The sequence below is a fragment of the Paenibacillus mellifer genome (assembly GCF_023195895.1).
GTDB classification, from domain to species: Bacteria; Bacillota; Bacilli; order Paenibacillales; family Paenibacillaceae; genus Fontibacillus; species Fontibacillus mellifer.
The window spans coordinates 326,226-339,952 of sequence record NZ_JALPRK010000001.1 but is presented as its reverse complement, the minus strand read 5'-3'; the positions used below and the strand labels follow the sequence as shown (position 1 = coordinate 339,952).

14 protein-coding genes are annotated in these 13,727 nt (G+C 53.6%); 6 read left to right on the top strand and 8 right to left on the bottom strand.

Going from position 1 to position 13,727, the window contains the following annotated elements:
• Positions 1-114 precede the first annotated feature (114 nt).
• Complete coding sequence (locus M0651_RS01440; protein ID WP_248550069.1) at positions 115-1,269, bottom strand: HD-GYP domain-containing protein; 1,155 nt, start codon at positions 1,267-1,269, stop codon at positions 115-117.
• Positions 1,270-1,507: 238 nt separating this feature from the next.
• Between M0651_RS01440 and M0651_RS01435 the strand changes: the two genes are divergently transcribed.
• Positions 1,508-2,191 (top strand): Crp/Fnr family transcriptional regulator, encoded by a 684-nt coding sequence (locus M0651_RS01435; protein ID WP_248550068.1) that lies wholly within the window; start codon positions 1,508-1,510, stop codon positions 2,189-2,191.
• A gap of 74 nt (positions 2,192-2,265) precedes the next feature.
• Here M0651_RS01435 and M0651_RS01430 read toward each other — a convergent pair whose 3' ends face one another.
• The gene (locus tag M0651_RS01430) at positions 2,266-4,500 is read right to left on the bottom strand and encodes a Tex family protein (protein WP_248550067.1); all 2,235 of its coding nucleotides are present in this window, start codon (positions 4,498-4,500) and stop codon (positions 2,266-2,268) included.
• A 134-nt stretch (positions 4,501-4,634) separates the two neighbouring features.
• Positions 4,635-4,991 carry a DUF4190 domain-containing protein gene (locus M0651_RS01425; protein WP_248550066.1) on the bottom strand — a complete coding sequence of 119 codons (357 nt, stop codon included), beginning with the start codon at positions 4,989-4,991 and terminating at the stop codon, positions 4,635-4,637.
• 234 nt (positions 4,992-5,225) lie between these two features.
• Here M0651_RS01425 and M0651_RS01420 point away from each other — a divergent pair, with 234 nt between their 5' ends.
• From M0651_RS01420 to M0651_RS01410, 3 genes are read left to right on the top strand one after another with little or no spacing between them, the layout of a single operon-like run.
• Entirely contained in the window at positions 5,226-6,608 is a 1,383-nt protein-coding gene (locus M0651_RS01420; protein ID WP_248550065.1) for an efflux RND transporter periplasmic adaptor subunit, read from the top strand.
• Positions 6,608-7,309 (top strand): ABC transporter ATP-binding protein, encoded by a 702-nt coding sequence (locus tag M0651_RS01415; protein WP_372490859.1) that lies wholly within the window; start codon positions 6,608-6,610, stop codon positions 7,307-7,309. The genes M0651_RS01420 and M0651_RS01415 overlap by 1 nt, the downstream gene beginning before the upstream one ends.
• Positions 7,306-8,478 (top strand): ABC transporter permease, encoded by a 1,173-nt coding sequence (locus M0651_RS01410; protein ID WP_248550064.1) that lies wholly within the window; start codon positions 7,306-7,308, stop codon positions 8,476-8,478. The genes M0651_RS01415 and M0651_RS01410 overlap by 4 nt, the downstream gene beginning before the upstream one ends.
• 295 nt (positions 8,479-8,773) lie before the next feature.
• On the opposite strand, the gene M0651_RS01405 is transcribed toward M0651_RS01410, so the two are convergent.
• The 5 genes from M0651_RS01405 to M0651_RS01385 all read right to left on the bottom strand — a co-directional run bounded on the left by M0651_RS01405 (position 8,774) and on the right by M0651_RS01385 (position 12,629).
• Positions 8,774-9,061: a hypothetical protein gene (locus tag M0651_RS01405; protein WP_248550063.1), complete on the bottom strand. Its 288-nt coding sequence runs from the start codon at positions 9,059-9,061 to the stop codon at positions 8,774-8,776.
• A 171-nt stretch (positions 9,062-9,232) separates the two neighbouring features.
• Entirely contained in the window at positions 9,233-9,583 is a 351-nt protein-coding gene (locus M0651_RS01400) for a type II toxin-antitoxin system PemK/MazF family toxin (protein ID WP_059046614.1), read from the bottom strand.
• 3 nt (positions 9,584-9,586) lie between these two features.
• On the bottom strand, positions 9,587-9,868 hold the full coding sequence (locus tag M0651_RS01395; protein ID WP_018750966.1) for a CopG family ribbon-helix-helix protein: 282 nt from the start codon (positions 9,866-9,868) through the stop codon (positions 9,587-9,589).
• A gap of 246 nt (positions 9,869-10,114) precedes the next feature.
• Entirely contained in the window at positions 10,115-11,296 is a 1,182-nt protein-coding gene (gene alr / locus M0651_RS01390) for an alanine racemase (protein ID WP_248550062.1), read from the bottom strand.
• A 214-nt stretch (positions 11,297-11,510) separates the two neighbouring features.
• Positions 11,511-12,629, bottom strand: coding sequence for a LolA family protein (locus M0651_RS01385; protein WP_248550061.1), 1,119 nt, complete (start codon positions 12,627-12,629; stop codon positions 11,511-11,513).
• 239 nt (positions 12,630-12,868) lie between these two features.
• Here M0651_RS01385 and M0651_RS01380 point away from each other — a divergent pair, with 239 nt between their 5' ends.
• Both M0651_RS01380 and M0651_RS01375 read left to right on the top strand, forming a co-directional pair.
• Entirely contained in the window at positions 12,869-13,306 is a 438-nt protein-coding gene (locus tag M0651_RS01380) for a LytTR family DNA-binding domain-containing protein (protein WP_248550060.1), read from the top strand.
• Between the two features lie 12 nt (positions 13,307-13,318).
• Positions 13,319-13,726 (top strand): DUF3021 family protein, encoded by a 408-nt coding sequence (locus M0651_RS01375; RefSeq protein WP_248550059.1) that lies wholly within the window; start codon positions 13,319-13,321, stop codon positions 13,724-13,726.
• Position 13,727 lies beyond the last annotated feature (1 nt).

Sequence of the window (13,727 nt, the reverse complement as noted above, 5' to 3'; positions counted from 1 at the left end):
ATAACACAACTTTTGTCCTAGTCTCCGGTTTTTTTGGATAAAATCTCCTCGGAACCTCCATCCTTCCCGAAAATGGAAAGCCAGCGAATCCGATTCGCTGGCTCGGTAATGCGATTAAGAATGCAACCCCTCGCAGGAATGAAGCACGACAACGTCTCGCTTCATCGATAGATCCAATTCATAAGGAGAACGCACGCGGCTACCATCCGCCTCCCGAAGGATGCGAACAACCGGACGATGCGCGAAGCCATTGGCATTGGACGCAACCTCCGCGATTTGACCATTGCTCAGCTTGATGAGCATCGAAACTGGAAACAAGGAGATATGCTTAACGAATTGCTTGACGAGCTCTGCATCGAAATATCGATCCCCGGCCCCGAACAGAAATTCGATCGCCTCGTTCTCCGTATAGGCCTGCCGATGATACCGCGGTGAGGTCAAGGCATCAAAGACGTCGGCCATCCCTACCATTTGGGCCATCTCGGGGATTTCGCGGCCCGCCATACGGACGGGATATCCGCTGCCATCATAACGCTCATGGTGCAGCAGGGCACATTTGGCGGATTCGGACGAAACTCCGTCCAGCGCCATCATGATGCGATAACCTTCGATCGCATGGTTCTCCAGCATCTTCCGCTCCTCGCGGGACAGTCTCCGGTTCGCGCGGATCAGAGATCGCGGCATACGCGTCATGCCGATATCGAACAGGAGCCCCCCCACCGTCAAGTCCAACAGCCTGGCATTATCAAACTGGCGGGATACCCCCAGCATGGCGGTGAGCTTCGCGACGTTTAGCGAATGATCAAAGAGCCGCCGATCGCATTGCAGCATCAACGCCAGTTGGTCGATCAGCTTGGCATGCGAGGAAATATCGCAGATCATGCCCCGGAACAGCCGTTTGAAGCGTTCCTCAATCAAAGGCGTCGAAAGCCGGCCCTCGATTTTTCCCGGTAACGTTAACGCCACCAGTTCCTCCATCGCTTGTTTTCGAACCTGCGGATCCGGGACGTCAGTGCCGTCCACAACTTCCTCAGTTGATTCGGCAGCCTCACCCGACAACGAGATGGAAGGATCCCCCCCAAATTCAATCCTCGACTGCTCTGGAACCCCCCGCAAAAAAACCGAGGTAATGCCAAGCTCTTTGATCCGCTTGATGTAAGCTTCCGTAAACACCGTGCCTTCCTCCAGTATCGACAAACCCGAACGACTCAGTACGGCTCGTCCCAGAACATCGCCTGGCTTCAACAACTCCACACGTATCGATTTCATACTCCAACCCCCTATATTTCTACCTTCTCCGATCCGATATTTTGAGATGGAAGGAAAACTGTCGAATCATCGCGAATGTAATGCTTAGGGACTACTTTATCAGGATAAAACCCAATTTTTTGTGGCCCAAGCTACAAAATATGAAAAAAGTCACTGTTTTGCGATTTCAATACCGAAACCCGGATCGATGAAATGGGTCTTTCGGTCTGACGCCATTTTTGAGGAAGGAGGCAAGTTGATGAACGATTTTGAACTCATCCGGCGTTTCCCGTATTTCGAGCATCTGGATCCCGTGGATCTTGCCAAAATGGCGCCGCTGTTCATCACCCGGGAATACGATAAAGGGACTACAATTTTCTTGGAAGAGGAGGTAGGAGACGAGCTGTACCTGATCCAATCCGGCCTCATCCATATTTACCGAAACGATGAAAATCGGGAAATTATCCTATCGGTGCTGAGTGAAGGGGATTTCTTTGGGGAGATGGCTTTGCTGGAGAGTGTGCAGTTGCGATCCGCTTCGGCGAGGACGATCGAGAAATCGACCCTTTATGTGCTGAAACGGCGGGATTTCATCGGCCTGCTGCAGCAAAACCCGCTGATTTCCTTGAAAATCCTGGAGACGACGCTCGGACGCCTGCGGAAGGCCAATGAGCTGATCATGGACTTGACCCTGCTGGATGCCCGTACTCGAATCGTGCGGACGCTGCTGCGCCTGATGGAGCAGCATGGCACACCGAAATCGGACGGCATTCTCATTGCCTTCAAGCTGACACACCAGCAGCTCGCCGATATGTCCGGCACCGTGCGCGAAACGGTGACCAAGGTGATGCTGGACCTGCAGTACAGCGAGCTGATCCAGGTCGACAAGAAAATGATCCTGGTCCTCGCCCCGGACAAGCTTCGGCAATCCGCCGGGATGTAGAAGCAGGAGACACGCAAAAAAGAGCCGTAGCTGCGGAACATCCGCGGCTACGGCTTACTTTTTACCACCTTACATTACTGTGCCTTCACTTCGGCAGGGCCTCGCATCGTCAAGCCAACCCGGCCTTTCTTGATATCCACGTTCAACACCCATACGGTTACATTGTCCCCCACGGAGACGACGTCCATCGGATGCTTCACGTACCCGTTGCTCAGCTGAGAGATATGCACAAGTCCATCGTTTTTGATCCCGATATCCACAAAAGCGCCAAAATCGATGACATTACGTACGGTTCCTTGCAGCTCCATGCCTGGGACCAAGTCCTCGATCTTCAACACGTCGGTGCGGAAGATCGGCAGCGGCAGCTCCTCGCGTGGATCACGTCCCGGACGCTGCAGGCTTTCGAGAATGTCGCGCAGCGTCGGGACGCCGACCTCAAGACGTGGCGCCAGTTCGCCAGGGTCCAGCGAAGACAGCTTCTCATTCAGCTCCTTGGAGCCCAGCTGATCCAAAGAAACGCCCAGCTCCGCAAACAATCGGGTCACTACGTCATAGGATTCCGGGTGAATCGGCGTCTTATCGAGCGGATGCTCGCCTCCGTCAATCCGCAGGAAGCCGACACACTGCTCGAACGTTTTGGCGCCGAGCCGGGGCACCTTCTGCAGTTGCTTGCGGCTCTTGAATCGTCCGTTCTCCTCGCGGAATTTGACGATGTTCTTCGCGGTGGTTGCGTTAACTCCGGACACGTAGGACAAGAGCGCCGGCGAAGCGGTATTCACGTCCACGCCGACGTGGTTGACGGCCGATTCCACGACGTTCTTCAAGCTTTCGTCAAGATGCTTCTGGGAGACGTCGTGTTGATATTGTCCGACGCCAATCGCCTTCGGTTCGATCTTGACCAGCTCCGCCAGCGGATCCTGGAGCCGCCGAGCGATGGAGGCTGCGCTCCGCTCCGCGACGTCCAGATCCGGAAATTCCTCCTGCGCCAGCTTGGAGGCTGAATAGACACTCGCGCCCGCTTCGTTAACGATCAGGTACGCCAGCTCGCGGTCCTTGCCCTTGCGTTCGGCGATGACCTCGGCAACGAACTGTTCGGTCTCCCGCGAAGCGGTGCCGTTGCCGATGACAATCAGCTCGACGCCGTATTTGTCGATCAGCTCGTGGAACTTGGCGGCCGCCTCTAGTTTCTTGTTGTTCGGCGGCGTCGGGTAAGTGACCGCTACCTCCAGCAGCTTGCCGGTGTCGTCAACGACGGCGAGCTTACAGCCAGTTCGGTAGGCCGGGTCAACGCCAAGCACGTTCTTCCCGCGAACCGGCGGCTGCAGCAGCAAACTGCGCAAATTGCCGGCGAAAATTGAGATCGCCTGGGCTTCGGCTTTCTCCGTCAGCTCGCCGCGTACCTCCCGCTCGATCGACGGGGCGATCAGGCGCTTGTAAGCATCGTCGATCGCCGCACGCAGCACGCCCTCCGTCGCGGAACGCCCGCGGATGACCTGGCCGGCGATGTAGCGGCAGATCGCGTCGGCGTCCACTTCCAGCGACACCTTCAGCACGTTCTCCCGCTCGCCGCGGTTCATGGCGAGAATGCGGTGGGACGGCATTTTTTTGGCCGCCTCCCGGTAGTTGTAATACATCTCGTAAACGGATTCCTCTTCCGGCGACTTCGCCTCAGACACCATCATCCCGTGATCCATCGTATATTTACGGACCCAAGCACGGGTAGCGGCTTCATCTGCCACCTGTTCAGCGACGATATCCATCGCCCCTTGCAGCGCCTCCTCGGCCGTTTCCACGCCGTTTTCAATCCCGGCAGCGGCCGTGAACTTCGCCGCCTCCGCTAATGGATCGCCTTGCTTCGGCTGCGACAACAAACATTCCGCCAGCGGCTCCAGCCCTTTCTCTTTGGCCACGCTCGCCCGGGTTTTCCGTTTCTGCCGGTATGGCCGATATAGATCCTCTACTTCCTGCAGCTTCACCGCTTTGGTAATCGCCGCCGCCAGCTCGTCCGTCAGCTTGCCCTGCTCGTCGATGATTCGCACGACTTCCCGTTTCCGTTCCTCCAGGTTGCGGAGATATTGCGTCCGCTCCTCGATGCTGCGAAGCTGGTTCTCATCCAGCTCCCCGGTCATTTCCTTCCGGTAACGAGCGATAAACGGAATCGTGTTGCCTTCGTCCAGCAGCCCGATCGTTGTTCGCACCTGCTTCAGAGATAGTCCCAGCTCCTTGGCGATTTGGGCGATGATCCGCTCCTGTTCCCCCGCATCAGCCCCCCCTTGCACCGCTGTTCCGTTCGTCTCCGTTTGCGCCATGGCAGAATCCCTCTTTCATTCTAAAAATTGCGATTGTTTCTATTATCACAAACTTTGCGAACCTTTTCCAGCGGGTGTCATACAAAACAAAGAAACACCGCGCACAGAGCAGCGGTGTTTTAATGCGTAATCGTTTAGAACGTGCTGTACGTTGAATCCCACATGGTCGCGTACATCAAAACAGCGATAATGGCGAACACGATGATGATACCATACAACACCGTACCCACAATGCCGCAAACGAGGCCGGCAACACTGAGTCCCTTGCCTTGCTCGCCCGTGCGTTTGATCTCTTTGAACGACAGGCTGGAGAATACGATCGCAACGATCCCCAGAATAAAACCCACATAAGGAATGACGATCGATAAAATGCCCAACACCAGCGATACGATTGACTTCCCGTTCGTTTTAGCCGGCGCCGGCGGTGCCGATGGCGGATATTGGTTGAAAGTGGAATAAGAATAAGGCGTTTCAGACGGACGTTGATCCATGAAAAAAGGTTCCTCCCCGGAAAATGTTACATTCATTGTACTAGATCGTGCTGGAAGGCGCCATGAATTATTTTTACGCAACCCCCAAACTTATCATAATCCATTCAGAAAACTTTCAGCTAGACTTCAGGTTGCCCTCATCTTCATCCCTTAAAATAAGCTCGACTTGTTGAGTGTGAAGTGCCGTACAAGCCCGATGCTTGCTGGCGAATACATAAAGTTGGAGGGATTCTATTGAAGAAGAAGGGGTTATGGATCGGGATTGGAGCCGTAGGCGTTATCGTTATCGCCTTGATTTTGATCTTAACGATTCCAAACAAACCAAAGCAAGCAGCGACACCCGTTCAGAATACGACGCGGGTCAGCAAGGGCGACATTACCGTCAGCGTCACCGGTTCGGGTTCTACCGTCTCTACGGAGAGCGATAGTGTCCGCACGAAAGACGAAGGCAAGGTCAGCGAAGTTCACGTGAAGGCGGGGGATGTCGTGAAGAAAGGCCAAGTGCTGCTCACGTTTGAGGGCACCGATAACTCCGATAACCTCAAAGCACAGCAATCCTCCTTGGAATCGCAACAATTGGACCTGGTCGATTTGCAGGAGCAGTTTAAGCGGCAGGTTCAGGAAGGAGCCGATGAGCAGACGCTGAACACCACGAAAAAGTCGATCACCAAGCAGGAGCTGAACATCAGCAACACCGAAGCGGAGATTGCCAAGCTGAAGGAGGACATGGTGCCTCCCGATCCGTTAACTTCCCCCATCGACGGGACGGTTACCGCGGTGAACATCACAGCAGGCGAACAGGCCAAAAGCGGATCCGAGCTATTCGTCATTAACGATTATCAGAAGCTGAGCGTTAAGATCCAAGTCGACGAGCTGGATATCCCGAACGTTGAGGAGGGCATGAAGGCGACCGTACAGGTTGACGCCCTCCCGGATCAGACCTTTGAAGGTACGGTCTCCGACATCGCCGATGAAGGGACTGCCTCAGGCGGCGTATCGTTATTTGACGTCACGATTGCACTAAACGATTCCGAAGGCGTGCGAGTAGGCATGTCGGCGGAAGCGACAATTATCACCGAAGAGAAGCAGGACGTCTTGACCCTTCCGATCGAGGCAGTTCAGCAGCGGGGCGGCCGGTACGTGGTCCTGCTATCCGAGGGTGAGAGCGGCGAGTCGAGCGTGCCGGTTGGCGGGCAACCGCCGGACGCCGAAGCGACGCCGCCGCAAGCCGGTTCCGGCGCCCGTAGCAACGACGCCTCGGAGGCCCCGGCGAACCGCCAAGGCCGGGGAACCGGAGCAAGCGGAGTCGCCGGGGGTAACGGCGGCTCCGGCAGCATGGGTGGTCGCATGCAAGTCGTAGAGGTCGGCGCGCATAACGAAACGTTAATCGAAATCGTCAGCGGATTAACCGAAGGCCAGGAGGTCGTCATTCCTACCGTGATCAGCAACTCATCCGGTTCCGCCACCCAGCAGCAGACGAGAATGCAGGGTGGATTTGGCGGAAGCAGTGGTCTTAGCGGCGGTAGCGCTGGATTCAGCGGGGGTGCGGCTCCCGGCGGGGGCGGGGCTGCTCCAACCGGCGGCGGAGGCGGGTTCGGCGGCGGAGGTGGCAGATAATGACCATGGCAACTCCCCCATTGATCGACGTGCACAATCTCGGCCACGGTTACCGTATGGCCGGGGAAATGATGACCGTGCTAAGCGAGATCAGCTTCCAGATCGGACACGGCGAATTCGTAGCCATTATCGGGCCGTCCGGCTCTGGCAAATCCACGCTGATGAACATGCTGGGTTGCCTGGACGTAGCGAACGAAGGCGCATATCTGCTCGACGGACAGGACGTTCGCAAACTGTCCGACAATAAGCTGGCCACGATCCGCAACGAGAAGATCGGATTCATATTCCAGCAATTTAATCTGCTGCCCAAATTAACCGCCTACGAAAATGTCGAGCTCCCGTTAATCTACCGTAATGTTCCGCACAAGGAGCGAAGAAAGTCCGTCGAGGAGTCACTAAGCTTGGTGGGTTTGATCGATCGGATGCACCACCGTCCGTCCGAGTTGTCGGGCGGGCAACAGCAACGGGTAGCGATCGCCCGAGCCATTGCCGGCGCTCCGCCGATGCTGCTTGCGGATGAACCCACCGGGGCGCTCGACAGCAGAACCGGCGTTGAGGTGATGGATAAGATGAAGGAACTGAACGCACGGGGTCATACGATCATCGTCATCACCCATGACCTCTCTATCGCCGAGCAGGCCAAACGGGTCATTCGGATTCAGGACGGGCGGATCGTCGAAGATCGGAGGAACCCGGAATGAACCTTCTGCAAAGCGTCAAAATGGCTTGGAAAAGTATCGCCGGCGCGAAGATCCGCTCCTTTCTCACCATGCTCGGCATCATCATCGGCGTTTCTTCCGTGATTACGCTCGTCTCTGTGGGGCAAGGTACGACGTCGCAAATTACCGACCAGCTCGAAGGACTTGGAACCGACCTGCTTACGGTGAATATCATGGGGCGGGGCAGCTCCACCTCGCTGTCTTACGATGAAGCGATGGCTTTGGGAGACACCAAGGGGGTTAAAGCCGTATCCCCCATCATCAGCGGCTCCGTCACTGCAAAGAATGGGACAACCAACGATACCTTATCGATTGAAGGCATCGCCCCTTCTTACGAGGAGGTCCAGGATTTCCACGTCCAAGCCGGTCGTTACATCCTCGACATGGACAACGAGTTTCGCATGAAGGTCGCGCTGATCGGCACCGAAGCCGCCAGTACCTTCTTCGGCACAGATAACCCGGTTGGCCAGAAGATTCAGCTTAACGGCAGCAGCTTCACCATCGTTGGTTTACTGGAATCGAAAGGCTCGAGCCTGACCGCTTCCAACGATAACAAGCTGCTGATTCCGATCGCCACGGCGGAGCGCTTCCTGCAAAGCCGCGGAGTACGATCGATCACGGTCCAGGTGCAGGACACTAAGGAAATCGATACGGTCAAAACCTCACTGGAAGCTGCCTTGGACAAGAAGTTCCAAAACGCCGACAACGCCTACAGCATCTTTAACTCTCAGGAAATGCTGGATACGCTAAACTCGACTACCCAGATGCTGTCGCTGGCGCTCGGCGGAATCGCCGGTATCTCCCTGCTTGTCGGCGGCATCGGGATCATGAACATTATGCTTGTGTCCGTGAGTGAACGAACCCGGGAAATCGGCGTACGCAAAGCGATCGGCGCGAAGAAACGCGACATCCTGATGCAGTTCATGGTCGAATCGACGGCGCTGAGCGGGTTCGGCGGGTTGATCGGAATCGCGATGGGATACGGGGCCAGCGCATTGATTGGCCATTACTCGTCGCTGACGACTACGGTTTCGTTCCCGATCGTCCTCATCGCTTTTGGCTTCTCTTTGTTCATCGGCATCGTCTTCGGGATGATCCCGGCCAACAAGGCCGCCAAGCTCCGCCCGATTTACGCACTGCGAACCGAATAGAAATCACCTGATTCACCGGTTTCGGCGAGTTATATATGAAATTTCATATACAATGAACCCTCCGGGCACCGAAATCGTCCATTCTATATGAAAAATCGAATAGAATGCTCCAAATCCCGCGGTTTTGGCGAAATATATATGAAATTTCACATAGAATGTCCTCCCCGCGCTTCCGAATCCGATTCCTATATGAAAAATCGAATATATTTCGCCGCCCCGCCTCTGAATCAACCCAAAGAAAAAAGTGCAAGCCAAGGAACTCCCTTGCGCTTGCACTTTGGTTTTGGTTAGCGGTTTAGTTCACCCCATACACCGATGCCATACAATCCACGAACATCCGGTTGTATTCCTGCCGGGTCAGGTCCTTGTTGCATTGGATATCGCGCCCCAGGAACTGGTACCAGGTGATCTCAACCTGATCCTTCTTGTACAAGAACCGGCCATTCGCAAGCGAAAACTTGTCGTTTTCGAAAGTGGCCACGTTTTCGTAATCCAGCTTGCTGCCTTGTTGCTCCGCCACGAATGTCGCCAACAAAATCAACATTTTAAAGGGATCGTCATAGATTTCATATTGAGCGTTCAAGCGGCAACCTCTCCTTTATCCGTATTACTCTCATCGTACTCGAATTGCCTCCACTCGAAATAGCAAAATCATAAGATTCTAATATCAAAATTATCGGCAAAACAAAAAACGCCCCGGAGCTATTGTCCAGAGCGTTTGAAGCAATCTGTAAACGCATTAGTTTAAGAAGACTCAAAAATCGATTAAACCGAGGCTGATGAGCAGCGAATCATTCACTTTCTTCATCGTCTCATCGTCCAAATGCGTAATTTTATCCGTTAATCTTTGTTTGTCGATCGTTCGAATTTGCTCCAGCAAAATGACGGAATCCCTGTCAAATCCGTGCGTAGCCGCGTCAATCTCAACGTGGGTTGGCAATTTCGCCTTTTGGATTTGCGCCGTAATAGCAGCAACAATGGCCGTTGGGCTGAATCGATTTCCGATGTCATTCTGGATGATAAGCACCGGTCTGACCCCACCCTGCTCCGATCCCACTACAGGAGAGAGGTCTGCAAAAAAAACGTCGCCGCGCTTTACGATCAATGTTTACACCCCGCTTACTAGGCGGTCCAGAGTGATGTCTGCATCTTCTTCCGCGTGGAACGCTTCGGAGGCCATGGACAAATTGATTTTTGCCATCTCCATATAGCCGCGCTGCATCGATTCACGGATGAATCGTTTCTTCCGCTCGTTCAGATACAGCTTCATGGCCTGCCTGATCAACTCGCTGCGGTTAGAATTCTCCATCGCGACGATTCCATCGACTTCCTGCAAAAGATGATCCGGCAAACTGATCATAATTCTTTTGGTGTTGTGCATATTGGCCATCTTAAAACTTCCACCCCCAAAACCTACTCGACCCTGTTTCCTGATATCAGTATAGCATTATTCAAGGAAAATTATACAAAAGAAATATATGCCGATAGTATATCAAGTATGCTGCATTTCATTATAAACAAAAACGTGAATGCCGTACATACCTGAACATTTCCATGTTTAGTATTCGATAGACTCGGCATAAATTCCTTCCCTCAGGAAAAAGTTTTGTAGAATTTTGTCTGCCGCTCCATTCTGTCACAGCAGCGGGTTCAGCAATACGTCAGGTTCGCCTTTCCGCACGTAAACCCGGGGCACCCGGTGGGCCAGCATGCAAATCAACTCGTAATGGATCGTTCCCATGGCGGATGCCAGCTCCCCGGCGGTAATTTCCTCGCCGACTTGCCGGCCGATGAGTACAACCTCTTCGCCGACTTGAATTTCTTCGGCTTCCTCAGCCAAAGCTTGAAGCGATACCATACATTGGTCCATACAAATTACGCCTGCTACAGGGACGCGGCGTCCGCGTATCAGAACTTGTGCCTTGCCGTTCAGCATTCGCGAATATCCGTCGGCATACCCGATCGGAAGGGTGGCGATCCGCTCCTCCTGCCCGGTGACGTATTTCGCTCCGTAACTAACGGCGGAATGGGGCGGCAGCGTCTTGACCCGTACCGTTTCGGTTTTCAGCGAAAGGACCGGGGTTAGCCGCACTTGATCACGGCGCACCTCATCGGACGGATACAAGCCGTACAAAGCGATGCCGATACGAACCATATGGACTGACAGTTCTGGCATATCGATGGCGATTGCGCTGTTCCCCGTATGTATGATCGGGATACGAATTTCATGTTCCCGCAGCGCGTCCACCACACCCTGAAACCGGCGAAATTGTTCCAATGTATAGCTTTTGTCTTCCTCGTCCGCTGTGGCATAGTGGGTGAACAAGCCCTCCACTTCCACCTGCGGCGCTTGCGTGGCCTTGCGTATGAAGGCAACCGCCTCGTCTCCGGGCAGCAGTCCGACGCGGCCCATGCCAGAATCGATTTTGATATGGACTTTCAGCTTATGCGGGAAATCGTCGGGATGCAGCGCTTCGATCGCCTCCAGCACTTCCATGCTGAATACGTTCAGCGTGATATCTTGCTCCCACGCGGCGCGAACCCCATAGGGTGGCGTGTATCCGAGCACCAGAATCGGCAGCTTTATACCGGCTTTCCGGAGCTCCAGCGCTTCATCCAGGAACGCGACGCTGAGATAATCCGCGCCGATCCGTTCCAATTCCTTCGCCACGAGCACGGCGCCGTGCCCATAAGCATTAGCTTTCACACATGCCAGCATTTTCATGTCCGCCGGTTGTCTTCTCCGCAATTCCTCGAAATTGCTGCGCAGTGCGTCCAAATCAATTTCCGCACGGGTAGGTCGATACATCACTTGCACTTTCGGGTCACCTTCTCCAAAGATTGAGAGTCAAATATCTGAGCAATAACCTAATGGTAATGTTCATGGATGCGACTGTCAATTCTGCAAAAGAACCCAATTGGCGAGAGGGCCTGTTTTCGATTACAACCTCCATATAGAATAAAGAGGCGAATCGACGGGGCCGGTGGGAGAAGCCTCCCATCGGCACAGCCGCAATCCGCCTGTTCCTAATTTATTTACCGGTTTGATCCTGCATCGAAGCGGCAACTTTGACCATTTCGGTCACCGGTAAATTCTCGCTGGTAATCCGGAATTCCAGCCCGTCCACGGTCCACGTGAGGGTCCGCAGCGCATCGCCGGTCAGAAGTCCCCACGTAAAGCCCATGTCGACCAGTTCGCCCGGTACGAGCGAAGCGGTGCGGTCCGGGGAACGTGTCTCCGACAGCGTAAACTGATATGTACCATCATAACGCAGCATGACGGTCGTGCGATCGGCACCTTCCACGGCTTTGTCATCCTGGTACAAGACCCCTTCCGGCAGATAAGTCGGGATTATCACGCCAAAAGGCTCCGTTAAAGCCGGTGTAGCCGGAGTTTTCGCATCATCCGCTTCGCCGGATGCGGCTTCGCCGTTAGCGCCCGCCTCATCGGTTAGAGTCTTCTCCACAAGCATCCCGTTCTCATCGACTTCAAGCAACGTGCCTTGAGAATCCTGAGACGCCGTATCCAGATTATGCTGCATATCGAACGAGTTCTTGTCGAACTTGGCATCGAAGTCAAATGTATCGAATTTCACTTCGACGACGACTTTCGCTTCAGCATCGGATACCTGCACTTGCTTCGGCGCGTAGTTATCTTTGGCCAGCCAGATTTTTTGCCGCACTAAGGCATGCGTGTTGTAATTGGCCGCAACTTCGAAGATGTAGCTCTCCTTGTCGCTTTCGAATTGCCGCGAGCTATCGCTCAAAATGCTGCGAGCCAACGTTTGGTACAGATACACCTGACCTTGGTTCTCCGGCCAGTCGCTTTGGAAGCGGAAGCTCTTGTTCAGGCTAGGCGTTAGTACGAACACCCCTTGTTCATTGCGGAGCACGATTTGTGTGACGTCCTTCTGTGCATTGGTGAGTGCGATCCGGTAGAACGACGGGTTTTGATACCAAACTTCTACCTTGTACTCCTGAGGCTTGTCACCCGTATAAAGCGTCATCGTACCTGAACCTTGATAACTCTCCAACTGGGCAACCACTTTGTCCAAATCCTTGACGACGCCGTCGGCGTCCTTTTTCCCGCATGCAGCCAGCACGAAGCTTAAGGCTATCACGATGGTCAGCATCCACGTGAAACGGCGCATGAGATCATCCCCTCTGCAGTTTGATTTCCTAAACTGATACATGTCTATGAGGGAACTTGGCCGATTATGCAGACTAGCCCCTGCGCGAGGAAGACAAGTTGACGAATGCAGGTTACCCTGCCGCAAATGCAGTTTACCGATTACGGTATTGCGTATGCGAAAAATAGCGTGCTATGGTTATCTCACCAACTCATTCAACAGCGGATGTGGCTTACCCCGAACCCCGAGGAGTGAATCCTTTGAAACTGATCATTGAACAATCCCTCGATCACGAGGACGTAGAAATCACGATCAAATGCCAGTTGATCGACGCCGATTTGGAGAAGCTGATCGCCCAGATTCGGCTGTACGGTTTTGCTATCATGGGCAAAAAGGACGGTGCCGTCCATCCCTTGCGGCCGGAAGATATCTTCTACTTCGAATCGATCGACGACAAGACCTTTGCTTATTACGAGCAGGACGTCTACGATTGCAGCCTGAAGCTTTACGAGCTGGAGCAGCAGCTAGCTAAAGCCGATTTCGTTCGAATCAGCAAAAGCTGCATTATGAATATTGCGAAGTTATCCAGCGTCAGAGCCTTAATGAACGGGCGTTTCGAGGCTCGCCTCCAAAACGGGGAGAAGCTGATCATTAATCGCCATTACGTACAGGGATTTAAGGAAAAATTCAATTTTTAGGAGGGCTGAAGGATGACCCAATTTAAAACTTACTTCACGATCGATTGCATCTCGTTTACGTTCGTTATCTTGATTTTCTCAGGTCTGTCACTACTGGATCTGCTCCCTCCCTTAACAACCCTGATTGCCTTGCAGATTTTTGCTATGACGACATGCATCGCCTTCTTAATGACGCTCACCGATCGGATTCCCTGGAACAGCCTATGGCCATCCATCCTCGTTGATATCGGGACCGTGTTGTTTTCGGTATTTACCATCGGTTGGCTATTTCACGTATTTCCGATGGATTGGCCCAATTTCACGGTGATCAGCGGTATGTCGGTGGTGGTGTATTTTGCCGTATACGGCGTACTGATTATTAAGGATCGCGTAGATGCGGATAAAATTAACCAACAAATTCAATCCAAACATCATAAATAGT

Excerpts from the sequence above, each read along its gene's own strand:
- M0651_RS01440 (WP_248550069.1), bottom strand. The coding sequence starts at position 1,269 with ATGAAATCGATACGTGTGGAGTTGTTGAAGCCAGGCGATGTTCTGGGA.
- M0651_RS01435 (WP_248550068.1), top strand. The coding sequence starts at position 1,508 with ATGAACGATTTTGAACTCATCCGGCGTTTCCCGTATTTCGAGCATCTG.
- M0651_RS01430 (WP_248550067.1), bottom strand. The coding sequence starts at position 4,500 with ATGGCGCAAACGGAGACGAACGGAACAGCGGTGCAAGGGGGGGCTGAT.
- M0651_RS01425 (WP_248550066.1), bottom strand. The coding sequence starts at position 4,991 with ATGGATCAACGTCCGTCTGAAACGCCTTATTCTTATTCCACTTTCAAC.
- M0651_RS01415 (WP_372490859.1), top strand. The coding sequence starts at position 6,608 with ATGACCATGGCAACTCCCCCATTGATCGACGTGCACAATCTCGGCCAC.
- M0651_RS01410 (WP_248550064.1), top strand. The coding sequence starts at position 7,306 with ATGAACCTTCTGCAAAGCGTCAAAATGGCTTGGAAAAGTATCGCCGGC.
- M0651_RS01395 (WP_018750966.1), bottom strand. The coding sequence starts at position 9,868 with ATGGCCAATATGCACAACACCAAAAGAATTATGATCAGTTTGCCGGAT.
- M0651_RS01385 (WP_248550061.1), bottom strand. The coding sequence starts at position 12,629 with ATGCGCCGTTTCACGTGGATGCTGACCATCGTGATAGCCTTAAGCTTC.
- M0651_RS01375 (WP_248550059.1), top strand. The coding sequence starts at position 13,319 with ATGACCCAATTTAAAACTTACTTCACGATCGATTGCATCTCGTTTACG.